The sequence below is a fragment of the Rhizobium sp. CF122 genome (assembly GCF_000282035.1).
In the GTDB taxonomy this organism is placed as follows: domain Bacteria; phylum Pseudomonadota; class Alphaproteobacteria; order Rhizobiales; family Rhizobiaceae; genus Rhizobium.
Genome location: NZ_AKKA01000009.1, coordinates 136586 through 157479 on the forward strand (window position 1 = coordinate 136586; position 20894 = coordinate 157479).

At 59.1% G+C, this 20894-nt stretch carries 18 protein-coding genes; 1 reads left to right on the forward strand and 17 read right to left on the reverse strand.

What is annotated here, in order from left to right; all coding sequences use genetic code 11:
• Positions 1-311: 311 nt before the first annotated feature.
• Positions 312-446: an N-acetyltransferase gene (locus PMI09_RS32755; protein WP_443216162.1), complete on the reverse strand. Its 135-nt coding sequence runs from the start codon at positions 444-446 to the stop codon at positions 312-314.
• Entirely contained in the window at positions 383-592 is a 210-nt protein-coding gene (locus PMI09_RS31965) for a GNAT family N-acetyltransferase (protein WP_007788539.1), read from the reverse strand. Before PMI09_RS31965 ends, PMI09_RS32755 begins: the two co-directional genes overlap by 64 nt.
• Positions 593-1327: 735 nt before the next feature.
• Here PMI09_RS31965 and PMI09_RS02485 point away from each other — a divergent pair.
• Entirely contained in the window at positions 1328-2875 is a 1548-nt protein-coding gene (locus tag PMI09_RS02485) for a PAS domain-containing sensor histidine kinase (RefSeq protein ID WP_157213321.1), read from the forward strand.
• Here PMI09_RS02485 and PMI09_RS02490 read toward each other — a convergent pair.
• The 15 genes from PMI09_RS02490 to PMI09_RS02560 all read right to left on the reverse strand — a co-directional run bounded on the left by PMI09_RS02490 (position 2820) and on the right by PMI09_RS02560 (position 20496).
• Positions 2820-4013 (reverse strand): MFS transporter, encoded by a 1194-nt coding sequence (locus PMI09_RS02490; protein ID WP_007788544.1) that lies wholly within the window; start codon positions 4011-4013, stop codon positions 2820-2822. The two genes, PMI09_RS02485 and PMI09_RS02490, sit on opposite strands and share 56 nt — an antisense overlap.
• A 141-nt stretch (positions 4014-4154) precedes the next feature.
• On the reverse strand, positions 4155-4913 hold the full coding sequence (locus PMI09_RS02495) for an SDR family oxidoreductase (protein ID WP_007788547.1): 759 nt from the start codon (positions 4911-4913) through the stop codon (positions 4155-4157).
• A 103-nt stretch (positions 4914-5016) separates the two neighbouring features.
• Complete coding sequence (locus PMI09_RS02500) at positions 5017-5427, reverse strand: cupin domain-containing protein (protein ID WP_007788549.1); 411 nt, start codon at positions 5425-5427, stop codon at positions 5017-5019.
• A gap of 99 nt (positions 5428-5526) precedes the next feature.
• The gene (locus tag PMI09_RS02505; RefSeq protein ID WP_007788551.1) at positions 5527-6168 is read right to left on the reverse strand and encodes a response regulator transcription factor; all 642 of its coding nucleotides are present in this window, start codon (positions 6166-6168) and stop codon (positions 5527-5529) included.
• 135 nt (positions 6169-6303) lie between these two features.
• On the reverse strand, positions 6304-7794 hold the full coding sequence (locus PMI09_RS02510; RefSeq protein WP_007788552.1) for a mechanosensitive ion channel family protein: 1491 nt from the start codon (positions 7792-7794) through the stop codon (positions 6304-6306).
• Between the two features lie 137 nt (positions 7795-7931).
• A complete protein-coding gene (locus PMI09_RS02515; protein WP_037081660.1) occupies positions 7932-8216 on the reverse strand; it encodes a LysR family transcriptional regulator in 285 nt (94 codons plus the stop codon).
• Positions 8217-8276: 60 nt separating this feature from the next.
• Positions 8277-9908: a PAS domain-containing sensor histidine kinase gene (locus PMI09_RS02520; protein WP_007788553.1), complete on the reverse strand. Its 1632-nt coding sequence runs from the start codon at positions 9906-9908 to the stop codon at positions 8277-8279.
• A gap of 195 nt (positions 9909-10103) precedes the next feature.
• Positions 10104-10730: a TetR/AcrR family transcriptional regulator gene (locus tag PMI09_RS02525; RefSeq protein ID WP_037081662.1), complete on the reverse strand. Its 627-nt coding sequence runs from the start codon at positions 10728-10730 to the stop codon at positions 10104-10106.
• A 107-nt stretch (positions 10731-10837) separates the two neighbouring features.
• Positions 10838-11950, reverse strand: a complete 1113-nt coding sequence (locus PMI09_RS02530; RefSeq protein ID WP_007788555.1) for an ABC transporter permease — start codon at positions 11948-11950, stop codon at positions 10838-10840.
• Position 11951: 1 nt separating this feature from the next.
• Positions 11952-13094, reverse strand: a complete 1143-nt coding sequence (locus PMI09_RS02535) for an ABC transporter permease (protein ID WP_007788556.1) — start codon at positions 13092-13094, stop codon at positions 11952-11954.
• The gene (locus tag PMI09_RS02540) at positions 13091-14833 is read right to left on the reverse strand and encodes an ATP-binding cassette domain-containing protein (protein WP_007788557.1); all 1743 of its coding nucleotides are present in this window, start codon (positions 14831-14833) and stop codon (positions 13091-13093) included. The genes PMI09_RS02535 and PMI09_RS02540 overlap by 4 nt, the downstream gene beginning before the upstream one ends.
• A complete protein-coding gene (gene hlyD, locus PMI09_RS02545) occupies positions 14830-15840 on the reverse strand; it encodes a secretion protein HlyD (RefSeq protein WP_007788558.1) in 1011 nt (336 codons plus the stop codon). Before hlyD ends, PMI09_RS02540 begins: the two co-directional genes overlap by 4 nt.
• A 557-nt stretch (positions 15841-16397) precedes the next feature.
• A complete protein-coding gene (locus PMI09_RS02550; RefSeq protein ID WP_007788560.1) occupies positions 16398-17597 on the reverse strand; it encodes an adenylate/guanylate cyclase domain-containing protein in 1200 nt (399 codons plus the stop codon).
• Between the two features lie 24 nt (positions 17598-17621).
• Positions 17622-19241: an MDR family MFS transporter gene (locus PMI09_RS02555; protein WP_007788561.1), complete on the reverse strand. Its 1620-nt coding sequence runs from the start codon at positions 19239-19241 to the stop codon at positions 17622-17624.
• Positions 19242-19326: 85 nt separating this feature from the next.
• On the reverse strand, positions 19327-20496 hold the full coding sequence (locus PMI09_RS02560; protein WP_007788562.1) for an HlyD family secretion protein: 1170 nt from the start codon (positions 20494-20496) through the stop codon (positions 19327-19329).
• Between the last annotated feature and the right edge of the window lie 398 nt (positions 20497-20894).

Genomic DNA, 20894 nt, shown 5'->3' on the forward strand with positions numbered 1-20894 from the left:
TCACCCGACCAACTCCGAAAAAGGAGTGACGTGCCGCGGTCCAATGGCGGTGTTCTCCGTCAGGATCTCTCCGGTTTCCAGTTCCAGCGCCGGCACGTATCCTTTCGGGGTGACGGTACCGAAATCGCGCCGCCTGCTGTCAGTTTCGTTGCGAGGTCGACGCGCTCAATCTCTAAATCGACATCGGCTTCCCTCAACGCGATGTGGTCTGCCAGGCTGCATGCCACAGGAGAGTAGTAGAGCTTCATCGGACGGTTCCTTTGTTGTTCGGTGAACGTGACGGGGCACGATTCAAGAACCGAGCGGCCTTGCTAGGATCCGTCCACGACGTCATTGAATTCCGGGTGCGTCTGCAGGAAGTTCTGCATGAACGAGCACCGGATCACGGCCTTTTGGCCTCTTTCCCGGAGATTATCGAAGACGCCTTTGACGAGGGCGGCACCAATGCCCGTCCCTCGAATTCCGGAACCTCGACGTGGACGAAGACAAGTCGTTCGCCGTCCACCTCATAGTATGCCGCGGCCAACACTCCTGCATGTATCTGGCGCTCAAACCGATGCATTTCAGGGTTGTCTCTCACCTTGGAATCCATCGTTTTTTCCTTCCGAGCTGGTCGTATAGGGGCGCCGGGCCACGACCGTCTGGGGCTGCAGAGCGAGGATACAGTCCGATGAGCGCGGCCGTAATCCAAACGTAAGTTTACTTGCTCGCCATTCTCTCCCGCCGTACCTAGGCCGCGGGCGGACAGCTGGCTTCCGGGGGCGCGTGCGCCGAATGGCCGACAGGGTGGCGCAGACAGACCGGTCGAGAAGCACGCACGTGTTCGGCCGAAAATCAGCGGAGAAGATGATTATTAGACAAGTTCGACGTGGCGGCGTCGCTTTTTGAGATCGAGGCCGATGGGATGCGGCACGGTAGGTTTCGTCGCGCATCCGAGCCGTTTTTCACGACTAAGACGACAGGACTGCGGACTTGGCCTGACAATCGTGAGCCACTTCGCCAATGAAGCCGGAGGAAGCTTCCATCTCGATAGCGAGCTCGGCTTCGGGGCGCGCAACGTGTCGCTGCCGGTAGTCTGAAGCGAGCAGCTTAAATCGACGTCTACCCCAAGTCACACGGGTTTGATGGTGACTTCGATTCACTCCCCCATAAAGTTTTGGGGCTGCACTTCTCACCAGAGGGGCTATAAACTCAGCATCCAGTGCGCCCTTAATTATGTAGAATCGTGAGCGGGGCCAGGAAATCTGCCAGCAAACCAGCAACGGTGGATGGAGTGGTCGACAACGCGGAGGATCGTATGTCGAGTAGACAGGCGCGAACGAGGACGATGTCCACTTCAACGGACTCGGGCGGCGGCACCTCAGATTTGACGGTGCAGCTCGCTGAGAGCATACCGGCGCATCTTTGGTCTGCTGATCCGCTTGGCAGGTTCACCTATATGAACCAGAGCATGCAAGCATACTTCGGCACGACACTTGATGAGGTCGCATTCTTCTTGCGAGGAGACCAATTCGGATGGCGGCGATATATTCATCCCGACGATCATGAGAGCGTTGCGGCGAAATGGGGGCACAGCCTAGAGACGGGGGCGCACTTCGACAGCGAGCACCGCCTGCGTCGGGACGACGGCGAATATCGTTGGTTTCGAGCATCGGGCAGACCGTCGTACGATGACCGAGGTTTTATCAACGCATGGTTTGGGCAGACGATCGACATCGAAGAGCAGAGGCGCGCCGAGGAGGATCTGCGCAATCGGACGGCCGAGCTGTCATTGCTGGTCGATATGGTCCCGAGCAACTTGTGGCGACTTACACCAGACGGGACTACCACACTGGTGAACAAGCGCATGGCTGACTTTCTCGGTCTGGAAATCTTGGACCAGGCAACTCTCGAGACCGTGATGGATACAATCTTCCATCCGGACGACGCAGCACCCGTAGGGAATGAGTTGGGGCGTTGCCTGATGACGGGCGAAAGCTTCGCCATGAGGTATCGACTCCTTCGGGCTGACGGCATGTACAGGTGGATGTCGGGCCGCGCTGAGCCGATGCGCGACAAGGATGGGCACATCGTCACGTGGTTCGGCCTCTGCCACGAGATTCATGATCAGGTGCAAGCGGAAGACGCCTTGCGGCGCTCGGCCGCGAAGCTAGCCCATGCGACCCAAGCTGCAAACCTGGCCGAACTGTCCGCCTCTATCGCGCACGAGGTCAATCAGCCTTTGGCGGCGATTGCGGCCGATTCAGACGCCTGCACTCGTTGGCTTTGCGTCGATCCTCCGAACGTGGAGCGGGCAAAGCTCGCTGCCGAACGCATTACGACGGCGGCGGTATCCGCAGGGGATGTCGTCCGGCGGATCCGCGCCCTGTTCCAACACATTTCGCAACCTCGAACGCTTGAAAACGCAAACCTCCTCATAGAGGAAGTCTGCCGCCTCATGGCCGACGAAGTTGGCGCGAACGCCGTTCGGATCACAACGGATCTGGATCCGAATCCTCCGATGATCGCCCTTGATCGCGTACAGATACAACAGGTTCTGATGAACCTCATCCGGAATGGTATCCAGGCGATGGATAAGACGGAGGATAGCGCGCGTTCACTGGATATACGCTCATGTCGCGATGGGTCCGGCGCTGTGCGAATTGAGGTTCGAGACGCCGGGAGTGGGTTCAGCGAGATCGATCGTGTCTTCGAGCCGTTCTTCACGACCAAAAAGGATGGCATGGGGATGGGGCTCGCGATCTGTCGTTCGATCGTGGAGTCCCATGGAGGCCAATTCCGGATGACCAACAACGACGCCAGGGGCGCGACCGTTGCCTTCACCCTTTCGATGGCAGAAGATCTGTCGCCCGGGCCTCAAGGCGGGCTCGGCTGATGACGATCATCGCAAGAATCCAGGCGACAGCCGTCATCGCGACGCAAACCGCACCAAGGCTCGTATAGCCGCTCGCCGCGATCACAACGCCGCCCAAGACAGGGCCGGCTGCGAAACCCAACAAGTACGCTGATCCCGCCGCTGCTGCCCAACGCCCGCTACGGTCGATAGCCGCGGCAAGGCCGAAGAGGTAGGGCATCGAGAAGTAGTAAAGGATAACCGATCCCACGAGGGCGATCACATAAGCTGTGGAATTTTGCCAGAGGCACAGCACCAGGGCGATAAGCGCATAGCCGAGACAGAACGCGGAAATGGGCATCGCCCTTCCCAAGCGAACGTTCAGCGCCGTGGCCGCTGCCGCGCCGATGAGACCGACGAACGAGGCGATGGTCAACGCGTATCCGACTGCGGTGGTCTCCATTCCTGCACGCTCGCCCAAGGGAGCGCTGAAAGCGTAAAGAGCGGCGGACACTGCAACGAAGAGGAGGATAGCGCCTAAGAGCAATGTGCCGACCAGAGGTGAAATGGCCTCAGCATCCGACGCAGCTTCCTCTTCCTTGAACGGCCGGGTATCCGGAACAAGGAGAAGCAGCGGAGCAAGTGCGAGGGTAACTCCGCCCATCAACGCAAAGACACCCCTATGCGCAAATGCGGCTGTTAGTTCGCCACCTATGCTGAAGAGTGGGACACTTCCAAGGGCCCAGACCAGTTGGAAGAAACCGAAAACCTTTTCGGGATTGCGGCAGTGGGAGGCGACGATGGTCAATGACATCGCATAAAGCGCTCCTTCTCCGACGCCTGCAAGGGTCCGCAGCAAAATCAAGGCGGTCCATCCGCCAGCAATGATCGAAGCTCCTTGAGCCAGCAACATCAACCCTACAGCCGCAATGCAGACACGCCGGTAGGAGAACCGGGGCAAAACGGGAGCGATCAAGATCGCGGTGAAAGCGAGCGCAAGAAGTTCCACGGAGGTGACGATGCCCGCGTCGCGCTCTGACAACGACAAACCGTCCATCAACCCGGCAATAACAAACGGCGACATTTGGGCGAACAGTCCGCCGATCACCTGGGCGGCAATGACGCCGACAACGAGGGCCGCCGGGTCGCGCGCCGCAGACGGGTTTGAGATATTGATCATGAAACGATTGCCATGCCGCCGGTCTACGAGTGAGACCAGCAAATGTACGCGTTCGCGTTCGGCAGGTAAATCGTATTAAGGTCGCATGTCCGCCTAAGTCCGAGGCGCGGTCGTCCGCGCCCCGTCCCTAGCTATTCAAACTCAGGCAGCAGCTTTCGCGCGCTGCGCGAACCAGGTCTTGACGTCCAACCGTCCGAGCTTGGCGGTGCCCAGCGGGACCAGGGATTGGTCGTCGACGAGTGAGCCGAAATACCTGGCTTCCTTGTCGACCACGACGGTCCGAGCGTCATGGGTGGCGGTAAGATAGCCGGTCAGGAAGTCGCTCATCGGCTTCTTGTCCGGACCTGCGATCTCGATTGTCTGGTTTGCCGCAGTACCAGTCGCAGCCTCCGCGACGAAGCCGGCGACGTCGTCCGCCGCGATCGGCTGGAACGCTCCAGGTGAAACGTGGACAGTCTTGTCGACCGTTGCGCTGTCGGCGATGCCGCCCAGGAACTCCATAAACTGCGTCGACCTGACGATCGTGTAGGGAACGCCGCCCTTCTTGACAATGTCTTCCTGAGCGACCTTCCCAGGGAAGTAGCCGTTGTCGGGTGATCTCTCGATGCCGACGATGGAAAGCGCGACGTGATGGCGAACACCCGCCGCCTTCTCGGCATTGATGAGATTGGAGGTCGATTGTTTGAAGAACGAAAGCACGTCGGCCGGCGCGAATGAGGGCGAGTTAGCCAGATCGATCACCACCGCCGCACCGGCAAGTGCGCCGGAAAGCCCCTCGCCCGTTAGAGTGTTTACTCCGGTGGACGGAGAGGCCTGCACGACCTCATGTCCCTGGTTTCTCAGGAGAGCGGCAACTTTTGTTCCAATGAGGCCCGAGCCTCCGATGATGACGATTTTCATGTTTTCGACCTTTCGCTTCGTGATCCTTCGCGGATCATCCGGTTTTCGTAATCGGGTAGCGGCGAAGGGCTGCCGTGGCCCCCGCCGCATCGCAGCGACAACCTTAGTTGTCGGGATACACCAGCTTGGTTTCATCGGTGTCGACTACAAAGACTGCGAGAAGCTTCGCAGGCTCGGTTTCGCTGGCATTGGCGCTCACCTGGTGATGGTCGCCGGGGACTTCCATCCAGTTTTCACCATTCTTGTAGACCTTCACCTCGCCACCGTTGACCTGGCTTTTGATTGAGCCCTCGATAACGGTTGCATAGATGAAGGCGCTCTTGGGGTGCATGTGCGAGGGATTGTAGCCACCGGGGCCATACTCGACCAGAACGCCGCGCATGCTCTTGCCGGGGACGTTCGGAAGCTTGTGGTCGAACACCACGGTAACATTGGCATTGTGCGATTTATCCGCGGCCGCGGCGGGAACCGCGATCATAGCCGCGCATAGCAAACCGATTGCCAGCGTTCGCATGGATTATCTCCTTCTCGAGATGATTGATTACGCGCAGATCGTAGGCGATGCCCGCATCGGATGGATAGCTATACGAAGGTTAGCCGTGTCGCCTGAACGTCACTTCGAACCTTGCGGATGGACCGCATCGAAGATGCGTACGAGATCTGCGACAGACCGGGCGTCAAGCTTCTTCATCATCCGACCACGGTGCAGTTTGACCATGATCTCGCTTATTCCCATCTCGTAGGCGATCTGCTTGTTCATCAGACCCTTGGACACGAATCCGAACACTTCCGCTTCTCGCGGCGTCAGGCTGGCAATGCTGTCTTGGGCATGAAGCAACGACGCATATTTGCCGCGCAGTTCGGCGTTGCGATCCAAAGCGAGTTTCGTTGCCTTGATCAGACTTTCCGAGCTGAACGGTTTCAATAGATAGTCGAAAGCGCCGGCCTTCATGGCGGATACGCTTGTCGCAACGCTGGCGTTTCCCGTCATGAAAATGATCGGAAGCGGGTGTCCGAGACCTGTCAGTTTTTCCTGAAGCTCTAAGCCTGTCATCCCAGGCATTCTAATGTCGAGGAGGATGCAGCCGGGCAGCGTCAGATCGGCGTGCTCGAGGAAATCAATGGCACTCTCGAACGCAGCCGCCCGCTGTCCTATCGAGTCAAAGAAATTGAGAAGCGACGCTCGCAAGTGAGCGTCATCGTCGATGATGTGAACCGTGGCGAGCGGGTGCTTCGAACTGCCAGTTTCAGGCATATGGGCCTCCCGATCGTTGCGCCGAGAGCAACAATCGCACCGAAAGACTATGTCAGGTCATGCAGCATTCGCATCCAATGACGCCGTCCTGTCAATGGATTTAGCTTCCCAAGGTGGTGAGCGAAGCGATTAAGTTCAGGTGTTCACATGGTTCCGATGTATCTGGAACATCGACCTTATTCGGTTGAGTAGGTCCAGACGCCGACGCTCATGCTGGATCGACGGCGCCGTCGATCTCTCTCCTATCCGCTCCCTGTGAGCCAGGTTCGCGGCCAGGTCTTCGGCAAGCTCCGGCCGATCCCGCAGCAGCGCAGCAAAGGCGTCCTTGTCGATCTCGTACACGATGACGCGCGTGACAGCTTGCAGCGTGTGGTTTTCCTCCATACCGGCAAGCGATCCCTGTTCGCCGAAAAAGTCTCCGGGTGCCAACCTGGCGATTTCGTCGTTATCCTTCTTCATTGCCACGATGCCTGCCTGCACAATCATGAGTGTCGCGAGTGCCTTGCCCTCCCGGACGATTTCGGTGCCGGGGGCAAGTATTCGTCGGGTTGCGGAGGTTGCGAGAGCGACGCGCTCGTCACTGCTCAAGACAGAGAAGATGGGGATGGCCTCGATAAGGCCGAGCGCTGTTGGGGCCGTAGGCTGCACCTCAAGTCGAGCGTTGCATCCCGCGAACACGGAGCTTTCCAGTGGCGTCGCCAGTTGCAAGCCGTTGGCCCTGCAATGACGATAAACGAGATCGATGACTTCGCTGCGGGCCTCGCCGCGCTGCGCCGGGCTCGTGACGCGGAACTGCAATTCGGCGGTGACTGCGCTGGCGTCGATACCGACGAGCACGACGTTCGGACGGGGTTGCTTCACGATCATGTTGCTGCTGTCGAGCACTGTGCGCATCACCTCCATGATTGTTCGAGGCATCCGCGTCGGAGCCACCCTCACCCGCAGCGTGATTTGATGGTTCTCGTCGGGCTGGCTGACATTGGTAAGGCCCAATTTGGCGAGAACGCTGTTTGGCAGGACAACGACATTGTGAGCGCCGGTAAGGAGGTAGGTCGAGCGCCAGTTGCTGGCCATCACCCTTCCCTCGGTACCGTCGCTCAACTCGATCCAGTCGCCGATCACGTACGGACGACCAAGCGTTAGTGCGATGCCCGAGAACACGTCACCGAGGGTGTTTTGCAACGCCAGTCCGAGGATGATGGCGATGACCCCGGACGTCGCCATTAACGTTCCGATCGGGACGCCAAAGACGAAGGCCAGGATCGAAAGCAACACGCCGAGGTACACGACGGCCACGATCAGGTCCTGGATCAGCCTCGCCTCTCGCGGACGATGATCGAGGACGATGTAGATCCGTACGAAACCGATTACGGCCCAGGACAAATGGACCCACCAGAGGATCTTCGCCGAAACAAGCAGCGCGTTCGCCCCGTCGAGGCTGCCAGGCTCGTAATGGAAGGGAAAGGCATGAGCGTAGGCCAGAACCGCCGTCATCACCGCAAAGAACGCGATCTGCACGATAAGCCGGGCGGTTGGGCGAGACGGGCCTTGCACATGCCATACTACAATCCCGGCGACGCCCAGGACACTGATAGCCAGCGGCAACAATGGAACTTCGTGACCCATATCAAATCTCGCGAGGAAATTCCCACCATACGCACGGCCTGCTGGGGAGGCTATCAAACGAAGGTTTGCCCCTATGGTCTTCCGGGCCCGCTGCCTGAGGCTGTCGATCACTGATGGCATGCGAGGAAGGTGCGAAGTCAATCGTCCCCTAAAGGTTTGGCTTTGGTGCGATCAATTACCTCTTGTGCCGCGCGTGCTTCGATCGCCATGGCTCGGTATCGCTCAAAGTACTGCAAGCCGATGTCGGTTACCGAGAAACGGCGGGTCGAACGGTCAATCAGCCGGACATCCAATCTTTCTTCCAATGCGGAGATCCGACGGCAGAACGTAGACCGCGGCGTGCCAAGTTCCCGTTCGGCGGCAGCGAAACCTCTTGAACAACCAACGGCGACAAATAGCCGGAGATCGTTCCAATCTCGCATACGATTTCTCCGACTTCAGACCCATTGGTCCGGTGACGGTCCACAGCCTGAGTATCCAAATCATTCGTTGGGTGTTTCGTCAGGAACCGAAATGGGAAGCGTGACCCGAAAATTCGCGCCTTTGACGCCATTGGCCACGCTGATCGTGCCGCCATGGTCATCGACGATGGATCGACATATCGCCAGGCCAATCCCCATGCTGTCCGTTTTCGTCGAGAAGAAGCCATTGAAGATCCGATCAAGATGCCCGGAAGGAATGCCTCCGCCGGTATCGCGTACAGACAGGGTCATGGTTCCTCGTTCGTCGATCGAAGTTTCGACGAAGATCTCTCGCATTTCTGGGGCGGAGACGGAGATGGCTTGTATACTGTTGAGCAACAGGTTTACGACCACCTGCTGGAGCTGGATGCGGTCACCCAAGACAATAGGAAGCCGATCATCGAGCCATGATGAAACGGCAATGGCTTGGACCTGACTTTCAGCCGCCACGATAGCCAAAGCCTCTTCGACAACGGCATTGACCTCGACTTGCTGTCGCACAGGATCCCGCTTGACGGTCATGTCCTGGATACGGCTGATCACCTGGTTGGCTCGGCGCGAGTTCTCCATGATTCTTGCCATGATCGCCTTCACCTTGGCAATGTTCGGCTCGTCGCGATCCAGCCACCGTGTTCCGGTGTCTGCATCGGTGACGATCACCGACAGGGGTTGCCGCACCTCGTGCGCAATCGTCGTGACCAGCTCACCAAGCGTCGAAACACGAGCCGCATGCGCGAAATCCGATTCGACTTTGCGGAGCTGCCGCTCGGCTCTGCGCTGTGCCGTGACATCGACCATCATGATCAGCGCGAGGTCCGGGTTGTCAGGTGTTTGAGGGAACGTCACGAAGAGCAGGACATCGAGGAGCCGGCCATCGAAAGCGCGGAGTTTCATCTCCTCGATATAATTGCAGCCCTCGTTGAAGCGGGCCGCGATGATGCGCGTGGCGGTTTCCGGGCTAGCGGAAAACAGATATCGAACAGGCCCCAGGAGTTCTCCTTTCCCGGAAGCATTCAGCAGCCTGATCGCGCTGTCGTTGACGCCCGTCACGAGGACCGACTCCTTGGCCAGCTCCACGCACCCCGGCGTTTCTTTGCAATGACCAACGATATCGCCAACTCCCGACGCTTTCAGTCCTTCAAAGGCCTCGATCATCATCCGCGCATCTATCTGCCAGAGTGGGAGCGGCACGTTGTTGATCAGATTACGATAGCGCGTTTCGCTGCCCTTCAGCTCCCGATAGACCTGAGGGTCGATCTGCAGGCAAGGCTCGCTGGTGGCTTCGGGAGTGGCGGCGAGACGACCGCTTTCGACGATGCTGAGGATCGCCCCTGCCTGATCACGATGTACCTGGACGCCTAGCCGCAGCTCAACGAATTCGCCGGCCGCGGTCTTTCTACGAGCCCTGCCCTGCCATAGGCTCTTTGCGACGACCGCAGACCAATCGACGCCGTCTTCGCCGACGAACTCAGCCAGCCGCCTGCCGATAACTTCGGTTTCCGCCCATCCGTAGGTAGTTTGCGAGGCCAAATTCCAATGGAGGATCCTGCGATCCGCATTGTAAACGATGACGCGCTCGCTCGTCATATCGGCTACCGACGCCTGGAGCGGATCGACTGGTGTTGCCGACTTGGAGTTTGGCGCGTGATCCATGATACCTCACGATCTGGATGGGCGGCCACCCAGGTAGAAGGCGATGCCGCTCAATCGGTTATCGGCGCAAGCCAGATCCGACCGTCGCGCGACTACGCTTCGGCGTCTGACTGCTTGGGTGACAGGTACGGTACTATACCGTACCTGTCAAATGGCCCACAAACTCACAAGTTATCGCTAGGACGTCTCAATCGGTCATTTCCTGCTGACCGCGCCGTGAAGAAATGTCTCGACTGCCTGGCTCACCACAATGACGAGATCCCTCCCACTCGGAATTGGCCCCCCTAGCAGGGCAGCGAAGTGGATCTGCCCCCGGACGAGAGCCAGAAACTGCCCTGCAGCCAGTTTGGGGTTACCGATCGGCTCCGCAGGTTGGCGCTGGTTCTGTTCTTCAAAATAGTCCGCCAAGAGTTGCGAAACGCGGTTCGTCGAGTCTTGTAGAAATCGTTCCCCGAGTTTCGGTAGATGTGGCGCTTCAGAGCTGACGGCGCGGAACAGCGACAAGCCGTCCGGCGAAATGACGGTGCGCAGATAGCCTTCTCCAAAAGTCATCAAGGTTTGACGAAGGTCGCGATTATGCTTGACCTTAAGCCCTTCCATCGTGCGGTCAGCGACACCTGTCACCACCGCAAAAAACAGTTCGTCTTTGCTCGGGAAATACCTGTAAAGGGTCCTTTTGGAGCCGCCGATGATCGCTATTACATCGTCCATCGACGTCCGGGAGAACCCTTTCTCGAAAAAGACCGAGGCGGAGGCGGCGATGATCTCCTCTCGCCTGCTTTCCTCTTTTGGTGACAGTGCATTATGGGCAGGCGTTTTCAAAAGAACTCTCTGAAAAAGGAAGTGCGGTACCGTTCAGTACCACACGATCGCAAGCAGACCAAGCCGTTGACCGGCCTAGTAGCGACGGCTTTCGGGAATTTGGACGATCACTCGAGGCGGCGTCGGAACAGCCAAGACGCCGCACCCAGCGTCACGATGGCAATCGCCACGAGGGGCAACGTCTGCCGCACCACTTCGGACAACGGAATGTCCTTCAGGAATATGCCTTTCACGATGACGAGAAAGTACCGCAACGGATTGACGACCGTGATCGGTTGTAGCCAATCCGGCATGTTTTCGATGGGTGTCGCGAAGCCGGATAGAAGCGTCGCGGGGACAAGAAAGAGAAATGCGCCGAGGATCGCCTGTTGCTGGGTCATCGACAGCGCGGAGATGAAAAGACCGATCCCTGCGATCGAGGCGAGATAGAACAGCGAACTTGCGTAAAGCAGGATGAGCGATCCGCGCAACGGAACCGCGAAGATGAAGACAGCCGCGAGAATGTAGACGGTCATGTGAAAGAGCCCGATCAGCATCGGCGGGGTGAGCTTGCCGATCACGATCTCATGCGTGCGGAGCGGAGAGACCATCAACTGGTCGAAGGTGCCGAGCTCCCGCTCGCGCGCAATGGACAGCGCGGTCACAATCAGTCCGATCAGAAGCGCGATGTTGGCAATGAGATTGGGTACCATGAACCACTGATAGATCAGGTTTGGATTGAACCAATAGCGCGGTACGGTTTCTATCACTGTCGCCGCCTTCCGCTGGCCCGCCGGTGTCTCGGCTGCCAGGCCGAGCACGATCTGGGTGATGTAGCCGGAAACGATCTGGGCAGCATTCGAGCGACGTCCGTCCAACAGAACCTGCAGATCCGCGGGCTCACCGGCTTCGATAGCACGAGAGAAATCCGGGCCGACGGTTATGGCGGCCGTCACCCTCTGGCGGTCGATCGCCTCGCGTACCGCCTGCGGACTGTCCGTGAGCATGACCTGCCTGAAACGTGGCGACCCCTGGATACGTGCGACAAGCTCCTCGCTCCAATGTCCTGCATCTCGATTGAGCAGCATCACGTCGACATTGCGAACCTCCAGCGTCGCCGCATAGGAGAACACCACGAGCTGCACGATTGGCGGCCCGATCAGAATGGCACGGCCCTTCGGGTCACGAAGCACCGCCAGCAACTCCTTCACCACAAGGGCTATCAGTCTCGACCACCACATCTCAGGCAATCCCTTTGCGCGTGCTGCGGGCAGCGAGGATGAAAAAGACAGAGCCGATCAGGAACATTGCTCCGATGGAGCGAAAGAACATCGGCCATATGTCACCGGCCAGGAAAACCGTCTGCAGACAAGGGATCAGATAGCGGGTGGGCACCACGAAGGTGATCCACTGGATGACTTGTGGCATCGAATTGATCTCGAACAGAAACCCGGACAGCAAGAAGGACGGCAGGAACGCCGTTATCAGCGCCATCTGCGAGGCCAGGAACTGGTTCTTCGTCACTGCCGAGATCAGCAGCCCCTGCCCCAGCGCCGGAACGAGGAAGACTGCAGACAGCAGGTAGAGCGCGCCTATGGAGCCGCGAAACGGGACGCCGAAAACGAACACCGCGAGAAGGACACACAGCGTCATCGATGCGAGCGCGAGCGCGAAATATGGAAGGATCTTGCCAGCGAGGAGTTCGATCGCCGTAACAGGGGTCGCCATGATCGCCTCCATCGTGCCGCGCTCCCACTCGCGGGCGACAACCAGCGACGTCAGCAAGGTCCCGACAAGCGTCATGATGATCGCGATGGAGCCGGGAACGAGAAAGGAGCGGCTCGTCAATTCAGGATTGAACCAGAAACGCTGTTCGACCTTGATAGGCGGTCCATCAGCCGCAGTCTCCGACTGTCGAAGCTGCCGCCACGTCGCGACCGCCCCCTGGACGTAGTTCTGCACGAAATTCGCCGTGTTTGGATCGGAGCCGTCGACGATCACCTGGATCTGAGGATGGGTTACGGCCGTATATTTGTCCGTAAAATCAGCCGGGATGACGATGATGCCTCGAATCCGCGCGAGGACCAGATCTTCCTCGAATTCGCGGCGGTCGCGTCCCGTCGTCACCGAAAAATAGCGCGAAGCCTGGAAGCTCGCTGCAAGATCGCTGGTGACGGGCGTCACATCCTCGATGACGACCCCGACGCGCGTCTCCTTCGTGTCTAGGGAGATGCCGTAGCCGAACAGGAAGAGCAGGATCAGCGGCAGCACGAAGGCGATCAGAATGCTGCTCGGATCTCTGATGACCTGAAGGCTTTCCTTTCGAACAAGCGCGACAAATCGAAGGGCGCGGCCCGATTGCGGTGCGTTGCGGTGGCCGGTCATTTGGCGTCCCTCGTTTCCGAGCCTTGCACGAGTGCGATGAAGGCGTCTTCCATCGTCGGATCGGGGTTTTCCGCCGTGACGACGCTGGCCTTGAGCTCGTCCGGGGAGCCGAGAGCGATCGATCGGCCGCGATAGATCAGGGAGATGCGGTCGCAGTATTCGGCTTCGTCCATGAAATGCGTCGTGACGAGGACGGTCACGCCTTTTTCGACCAGACCGTTGATATGGGTCCAGAACTCGCGCCGGGTAATCGGATCGACACCCGAGGTGGGTTCGTCGAGAAACAGGGCCTGCGGTTCGTGCATCACCGCACATGCAAGCGCCAGCCGCTGCTTTAAACCGAGCGGAAGGTCTTTTGCCGACATCGACAGGCGCGGTCCGAAGTCGAAAATCGACGTCATCAACTCGATACGCTCACGCTTCTTGCTACCTGTGAGACCGTAAACCCCCGCGAAGAACTGAAGGTTCTGCCGAACGCTCAGATCGCCGTACAGAGAGAACTTCTGCGCCATGTATCCCAGACGGTTGCGCGCCTGCGCGGCATCACGGCGCAGATCGAAGCCCGCCACACGTCCCTCGCCGCCCGTTGGCTTCAACAGACCGCAGAGCATCTTGAAGGTGGTTGATTTGCCGGCACCGTTCGGTCCAAGCAGCCCGAATATCTCACCGCTCGGAATGTCGAAGGTGATGTTGTCGGCTGCGGTAAAGTCGCCGAAGCGCTTGACCAGTCCTTTGGCTTCGATGACCGGCCCCTCTCGCCTGGCGACCAGGGAAGCCTGAGCCTCCGCGAGCCTGGAGCGTCCGCCCGGCCCTCCACCCAGCATGTCCACAAAGGCGTCTTCGAAGCGGCGCGCGGCAGGGCCCACTTTGGCGTCGCCACTGGCCGCAAATCGCGCTTCACGACCCGGCGTCGTTACCAGCCTTATCGCCTCGCCCTGGATCCCGCCATCGACAATGCCGTCTTCATCGAGCAGCTTTGCCAGCATCGTGCGCCTTCGCCCGGAGACGCCGGTCACCCTGAACACGCGACCCTTAACCCGATCAGTCATTTGCTGCGGCTTGCCCGAGAACAGCAGCTTGCCCTCGTTCAGCAGTAGAACGCGATCACAGGCCTCCGCTTCATCGAGATAGGCGGTCGACCAGACGACGCCCACGCCCTCCTTGATCAGGTCTTCGACCATCTTCCAGAGGTCGCGCCGGGAGATAGGATCGACGCCGACGCCAGGCTCGTCGAGAAGCAACAAGCGAGGCTTCTTCAAGAGAGCGCAAGCAAGACCGAGTTTCTGCTTCATTCCTCCGGAGAGCTTTCCGGACAGGCGTGTGGAAAAACGCTTCAGGTCGGTAAATGTGAGCAGTTCGTCGAAAATGCTCGCCCTGTCCTGCTTCGCAAGACCGCGCAAGTCGGCATAGAGCTCGAGGTTTTCATGGACCGAGAGGTCCTCATACAGGCCGAAGCGCTGCGGCATGTAGCCGATGGCCGCCTGGATGTCGGCCGAGCGTTCGCGCGTGCCGAAGCCCAGAACTTCGACCCCTCCGCTGTCCGGCACCATCAGGCCGGTCATCAAGCGGATCAGGGTCGTCTTTCCAGCACCGTCCGGCCCCACCAGCCCTGTGATCTCACCGCCACGAATGGAGCCAGACACCTGGTCGAGCGCCGGCTTTCCCTGCCCGAAGCGCTTGGTCACACCGTCGAGGCGGACGAAGTCGGCAGCAAGGGTGGTTTCGGCTACGACGTTCATTTCGTCGCCGCCTTGATTTCCGGCAAGCGAAGCGTCACAGGCATGCCCTGGCGAAGATCCTTGCCGGGCGCGTCGATGACGACGCGCAGTCGATAGACGAGATCGGTACGTAGCTCGGGTGTCTCCACGGACTTCGGAGTGAATTCCGCGACTGGAGAAATGAAGCCGATCGTTCCATCGTAGGTCTTATCAGGATCGGTATCGGACGCGATTTTGACCTTCATCCCCGGATAGATCCGGCCGAGATCGACTTCGCCGATGTAGCTACGCACCCAGACAGGCGCTGTCAGGGACAGGACGTACACCGGATCGGATGACGATACGATTGCGCCCGGCTCCTTGATGCGCGACAGGATGACGCCGTCATTGGGTGCGCGCAGCTCGGTATCCGATAGAGAAGTTCTGGCCGTGAGAAGTGCGGCCTCCGCTGCTTTCACCTGTGCAGCGGCAGTGGCGATGTCTTCGACGCGACTACCCTCTTGCAGGAAGGCAAGCGCCTGCTTCGTCATATCCGAACGCGCTGCCGCCATCGCTCTCGCTGCAGTTGCCTCGTCCAGTCCGGCCTCGGAAATGGTCCCTTGCGGCCGTAGTCGCCGCGCCCGGTCGTAGGCCAAACTTGCCTTTTCGAGGTCCGCCACGCTTGCGTCATGAGTGGCCTGTGCCTGCGCGATCTCGGTCTGACGTGGGCCAACGACCAGTTTCTCGTGCGTCGCGCGCAGGGCGGCGACGTTCGCTTCCCCCGAGCTAACGGCATGATCGTACGTATCCTTGTCGAGGCGCGCCAGAATATCGCCGCGCTTTATGACATCGCCTTCATCGACCATCGCTTCCTCGATGCGACCATTTACGCGGAACGCAAGCGAGACCTGGCGGATGTCGATGTTGCCGTAGAGGACCAGTTCCTCGTCAGCGTTACGCGCAATCCCTAGGGCCGCGGGCACGTCGTACTTCCAGGCGGCAGCTCCCAAGGCGGCCAACACGATCACGATCGGTATGGCTTTGTTCATTTCTTTCTCCTGTGGCGAAGCCGATGACGCAACTCGCAAAAGCTCGTCGCAGCTTTATCCCGACCTTCCGGAGGATGAGGTCCCCAAGCGTCTATCCATAGGACGAGGCATGGTTTTCGCGTCGGGAGTGCAACGGGTACTTAGCTCCCGAAGCGATCTCCCCTGCTAGCCCAACGTTGGTTTACGTTGACGCGGTCTGGCCCAGAAAACGGATTGTAGGCACGTCCCAAAACCCATTTGACGCCAAAGATTGTTGCGGTTGTAGCATCGGAACGTCATGCACGCAGCGCGATCCTGCGATTGGCGAACGGCATGGGCGAAGCTCGACCCTACCGGCTCACTGGACGAAACCGAGCTTCGCGAGGGTCTTTTGAGACTCCTTACCGGTCAGTGTAGGTAACCTTGACGCCAACTATGCCGAGCGTCTCCGGACAAAACAGACGTCCGGCTGATCCGCGTACCGTATGGGTTGCCGATCGCGCATCCGTTGAGCGAGCGGCAGGCCGGACAGTCGGCCTCCGTACTGGCAGTCGAGACCGGTTGAAGGGAGGCCTTCTCTATTCCGCAATCGTGAATAGCTCGATCGGATCGGCAAAACCCTTCAGGCGGTGAAATTTGGTGGAGACAATGTTGTCGGCCCCGGAGCTACGGCGGAACGTGTCAGACATGAGAACCGACTTTCCGAGCCCCCCGCAGGCAGTCTGTATCCTGCTGAGCAGATTGACGTCCGAACCGATGACCGTGAAATCCAGCCTCCGTCCGGAGCCGATGTTCCCATAGCTCACCTTGCCATAGTGCAATCCCACTGTTGCATCGACGCGGGCACCGTTCTGTTCGAATCCGGCAAGATTGGCGAAGATCTCAGCGGTTGCTGCCAACGCGTGTCGACACGCAACCACAGCGTCGGATGTCGGGAAGAATGCGAGTGCCGCATCCCCCATGAACTTCAGCACTTCCCCGCCGTTGCCCGTGATCGCAGGGATCACCGCATCGAAGTAGGCGTTGAGCAGTTCCCGCACCTTTTCGTCAGGCAGGCGATTCGAGAGTTCGGTGAATCCCTTCATGTCGCAAAGCAGAAGTGCTGCCTGCATCGTCTCGATCTCGCCCTGCCGGATTTTGCCGGCGAGGATTCGTTGAGCCGTCATCGGCCCGATGTATGTATCGAGCAGGGACAGCTCGGCGTGACGCATGACCCGCATTTCGCAGGTATTGCGCAACGAAGGCAGGATCCGCTCGATGACACGGATTTCGGACAGCGTGAAGCCGCCTGGCCGCTTCGTCCCAAATCCCGCCGCACTCACCGGCCCATCGACATTGCACAGCGGCGCGATCATGAGCTGGACGAGGTTCCGTCCCGCGAAGACGTCGATATGCTGCCATGGGGAGTCTCTGTCGCCCGCATCGACGATCATCGGCTCACGTGTCTCCATCGCCTTGACCAGTGCACTGGAGGCGAACTCGACCTTGATCCCGTGATCCCTGTCATGGATTTCGACGGGTTCGGATGGAGCCCATGCGACCGTTCGGCCGAGGATCTCGGGATGAAGGGTCATCAGATGGAGCGTAAGTCTGTCGATCGGGAGGCCGATCTGTCGTAGCCTGAGACCCAGACCCGCAACCAAGCCGGCTTCGTCGATCGAATGGCACTCGTCGCCGGCGAGCCATTCCAGGACGGCAAGGATGGAGCCAGGATCGACATTGGGCCCGACGCTCCCGCGGTGTCTCCGGGAAATCGGTTCTCGTGTGATCGTGTTCATGGTGATCTCCTTGAGAATTGCTGTTCAGTGTGCGCCGCCACCAGACATCTGGCCGCTTGGTTTTTTGAGGAGAAGCGTTGCGAATAAAGCGACGACGAGGCCCACGCCAAGCAGAAAGAACGCATCGCTGAAGGCCATGATGTTGGCCTGCTTACGCACGCTGGACGCAATGGCGACAATGGCTTTGTGAGTAGCCGTGGCCTGGTCGCTGACGCCGTGATTCATGAAGTAATTTGTCAGTTTGGCGACGCGATTTCGCGTGGCTTCTTCGAAGATGCTGATCGAGTTCGTGAGGATATTGGAATGGAACTGCTCACGCTTCGATATGAAGGTCTGAAGCGAGGCGATTCCAACCGCGCCACCGAGGTTGCGCATCATGTTGAACAACGCCGATGCGGAGCCTGCATTCTCCTGTTCGATGCCAGCAGTCGCAACGACCGAGAGCGGCGCGAAGACAAGGGCTTGCCCGATGGCACGGATGACATTCGGCCAGAAAAGCTGGTCGGCCGCATAGTCTCCGGTCATGTGGACGTTCATGAAATTCGAGGCAGCGAAGAGGGCGAAGCCAATGGCGATCAGCAACCGGACGTCGATCAGCTTCATCAGCTTGGGAACGAGCGGAATGAGAATTAGCTGCGGGATACCGGTCCAGGCAAGCACCATGCCGATCTGTTCTGAATTGTAGCCCTGGATTCTCGCCAGATAGATCGGCAGCACGAACGCAGACCCATAGAGCGCGATGCCGAGCATAGTATTCGCCAAGATGCCGAAGCCGAAGTTACGGCGCGCGAGGAGCCTCAGATTCAGAAGCGGGTTAGCGGTCTTGAACTCGATGATCAGGAAAAGCGTCAGAGAGACTGCGGCGACGATCGAGAGCTTGACGATGAACTCGGATCCGAACCAATCTTCCTTGTTGCCCTCCTCCAGCACCGTTTGAAGGGCGGCAAGGCCGATCGCCAAGGTGGCGATGCCGGGCCAGTCCCCTTTGGCAAGCAGGCCTAGATTCATAGGAGCTTCGTCTAGCGAGGCCCAGAGCAGAGCGACCATCAGCAAGCCGGGGACGAGGTTCACGTAGAAGATGAATTCCCAGCCGTAATTCTCTGTCAGATATCCGCCAATGGTCGGCCCGATCGCTGGAGCGAACGTGGCCGAAAGCGCAAAGAGTGCCAGTCCGATCGGTTGCTTCGGTTTCGGCAGCAACGTGATGATAATCGTGAAGGCCATGGGGATCAGGACACCCCCAGCAAAGCCCTGGATGGCACGGAGCACGATCATCTGTTCGAGGTTTGTGGCGAACGCACAAGCAACGGAAAAGACCAGGAACAGGAGGGCGTTGGTCAGGAGATACTTCCGGAGGGAGAAGACCTGAGCGAGCCAGCCGCTGAGGGGGATGACCACGATTTCCGCAATGAGATATGAAGTCGAGATCCAGCCGCCGTCATCCTTGCCGGCACCGATCGCACCCTGAATGTCGGCGAGCGACGCGTTGACGATCTGGATATTGAGGACGGCCATGAATGCGCCCAAGGTCGATCCGACGACCGCGCACCACATCCGGAGAGGGCTCATCCCGGTTTTGGCGGATTGAGACGATGCAGCTTGCGGCGGCTCTTTGTTGTTCGCTACGAGCTTGAGTGTAGCCATGACATTGCTCCTTCCGCAGTTGCGGAATCGTCACCACGGTATTTCTGTGATCGGAGAAGAGAGACGGTTACCCGCCAGCGCCCCGTTACTTCGCTTCCGAGAGCCGCGCGAGTCTTGTGTTGATTTCCGGCTCTACGGACATTCCGGACCGGAGCTGAGCCGCGCGGGCTTCGTCATCGATGATGATCTTCACCGGGATTCGCTGGACGATCTTCGTGAAGTTGCCCGTCGCATTGTCCGGGGGAAGCAGGGAGAACTCGAGGCCGCTCGCTGGCGAGACGCTGTCCACGTGCCCTTTCACTTCGAGGCCTGGAAAGCTATCCACCTTGATGTCCACCGGCTGCCTCGCCCGAACGTAGGTGAGTTGCGTTTCCTTGAAGTTGGCAACGACATAGACTGAATGCAGGGGCACCACCGCCATCAACTGCGTGCCAGCGGTGACATACTGTCCAACGCGGATCGAGCGTGCGCCGACTGTTCCGTCGACCGCTGCGACGATACTCGTGTAAGAGAGGTTCAGTTCGGCCTGTTGTGCGGCTGCGGCGGCTCGTTCCCGTTGAGCGACCGCCTGGTCGCGCTGGCTCTTGAGAACCGGCACCCTGTCGTGCGCGGCGATCAACGCAGCCTGGTCGCGTTGGACTGCGGCGGTCGCCTGATCCATCAGAGAGCGGCTCTGTTCCGCACGCGACTGCGTCCCCGCCCCGGTGCTGATCAGGCGCGTATTCCTCTGGGCCTCGGACTTTGCAAAGACAAGCGAAGCATTCGATGCATCGACCGACGCCTGAGCCTGACCGATGACTGATCTCTGCAGTTCGATCTGCGCGTCGATATTCGTGATCGCAGCCTCCGACGCCTTCACGTCGGCCCGCGCCTGATTCAGTGCCACCTGGAAGTCACGATCGTCGATCCGCGCAAGAACCTGCCCTGCAGTTACGGCGTCGTTGTCATTAACGAGCACCTCCTTGACGTAGCCGGCCACCTTCGGAGCAACCGTCGTGTAGTCTGCCTTTACATAGGCGTTATCGGTGGACTCGATAAATCGGCCGACGGTCCAGTAGTGGTGGCCGAAGTGGACGCCATACGCCCCTCCGGCTAGCAGGACCAAGGCAAGCACACCCTTCTTGACGGCAGATTTCCGGCGGGGAGCGGCAACAGGCGTGGACGCGACCTGTTCGGCGGGTGTTGCTGCGGGATCGTCTCCGTTTATGCCGGGATCCGTGGACTCGAATTCTTCCTTACGGGGTAGTTCAACCATTGCCATCTCCTGCGATCATCGCTCGCGAGCAATCTCTCACGTCCTAAGTGCCCTATGTCGCAGCAATTTATAATTCCTCTCTCACTTTAAAGATTATCCGCTCAGAGTGGATAATCCTCGGATCTCTTGTGCTCGGCCGAGGTTGAGGACGCGCGCCACTTTTTGATTTTCGTTGATCACGGGCTCGGACGAATTTGGGCGCGAGGCCGAACCAGACTGATGAAAAGGGCCGTCGTCTAAAGGCTGGCTGATCTCGAACAGATGCACCCGCGCTGCCGGAGAACAAGCCGGCGCGGCGCGGGCGCGAGATGATCCGATCTGCTAGCGGTACTGAAAACCGAGGTCTAAGTCGGCGAGGATACAGGCGATGAGGCAGCGATCGAATGGCTGTTCAAACG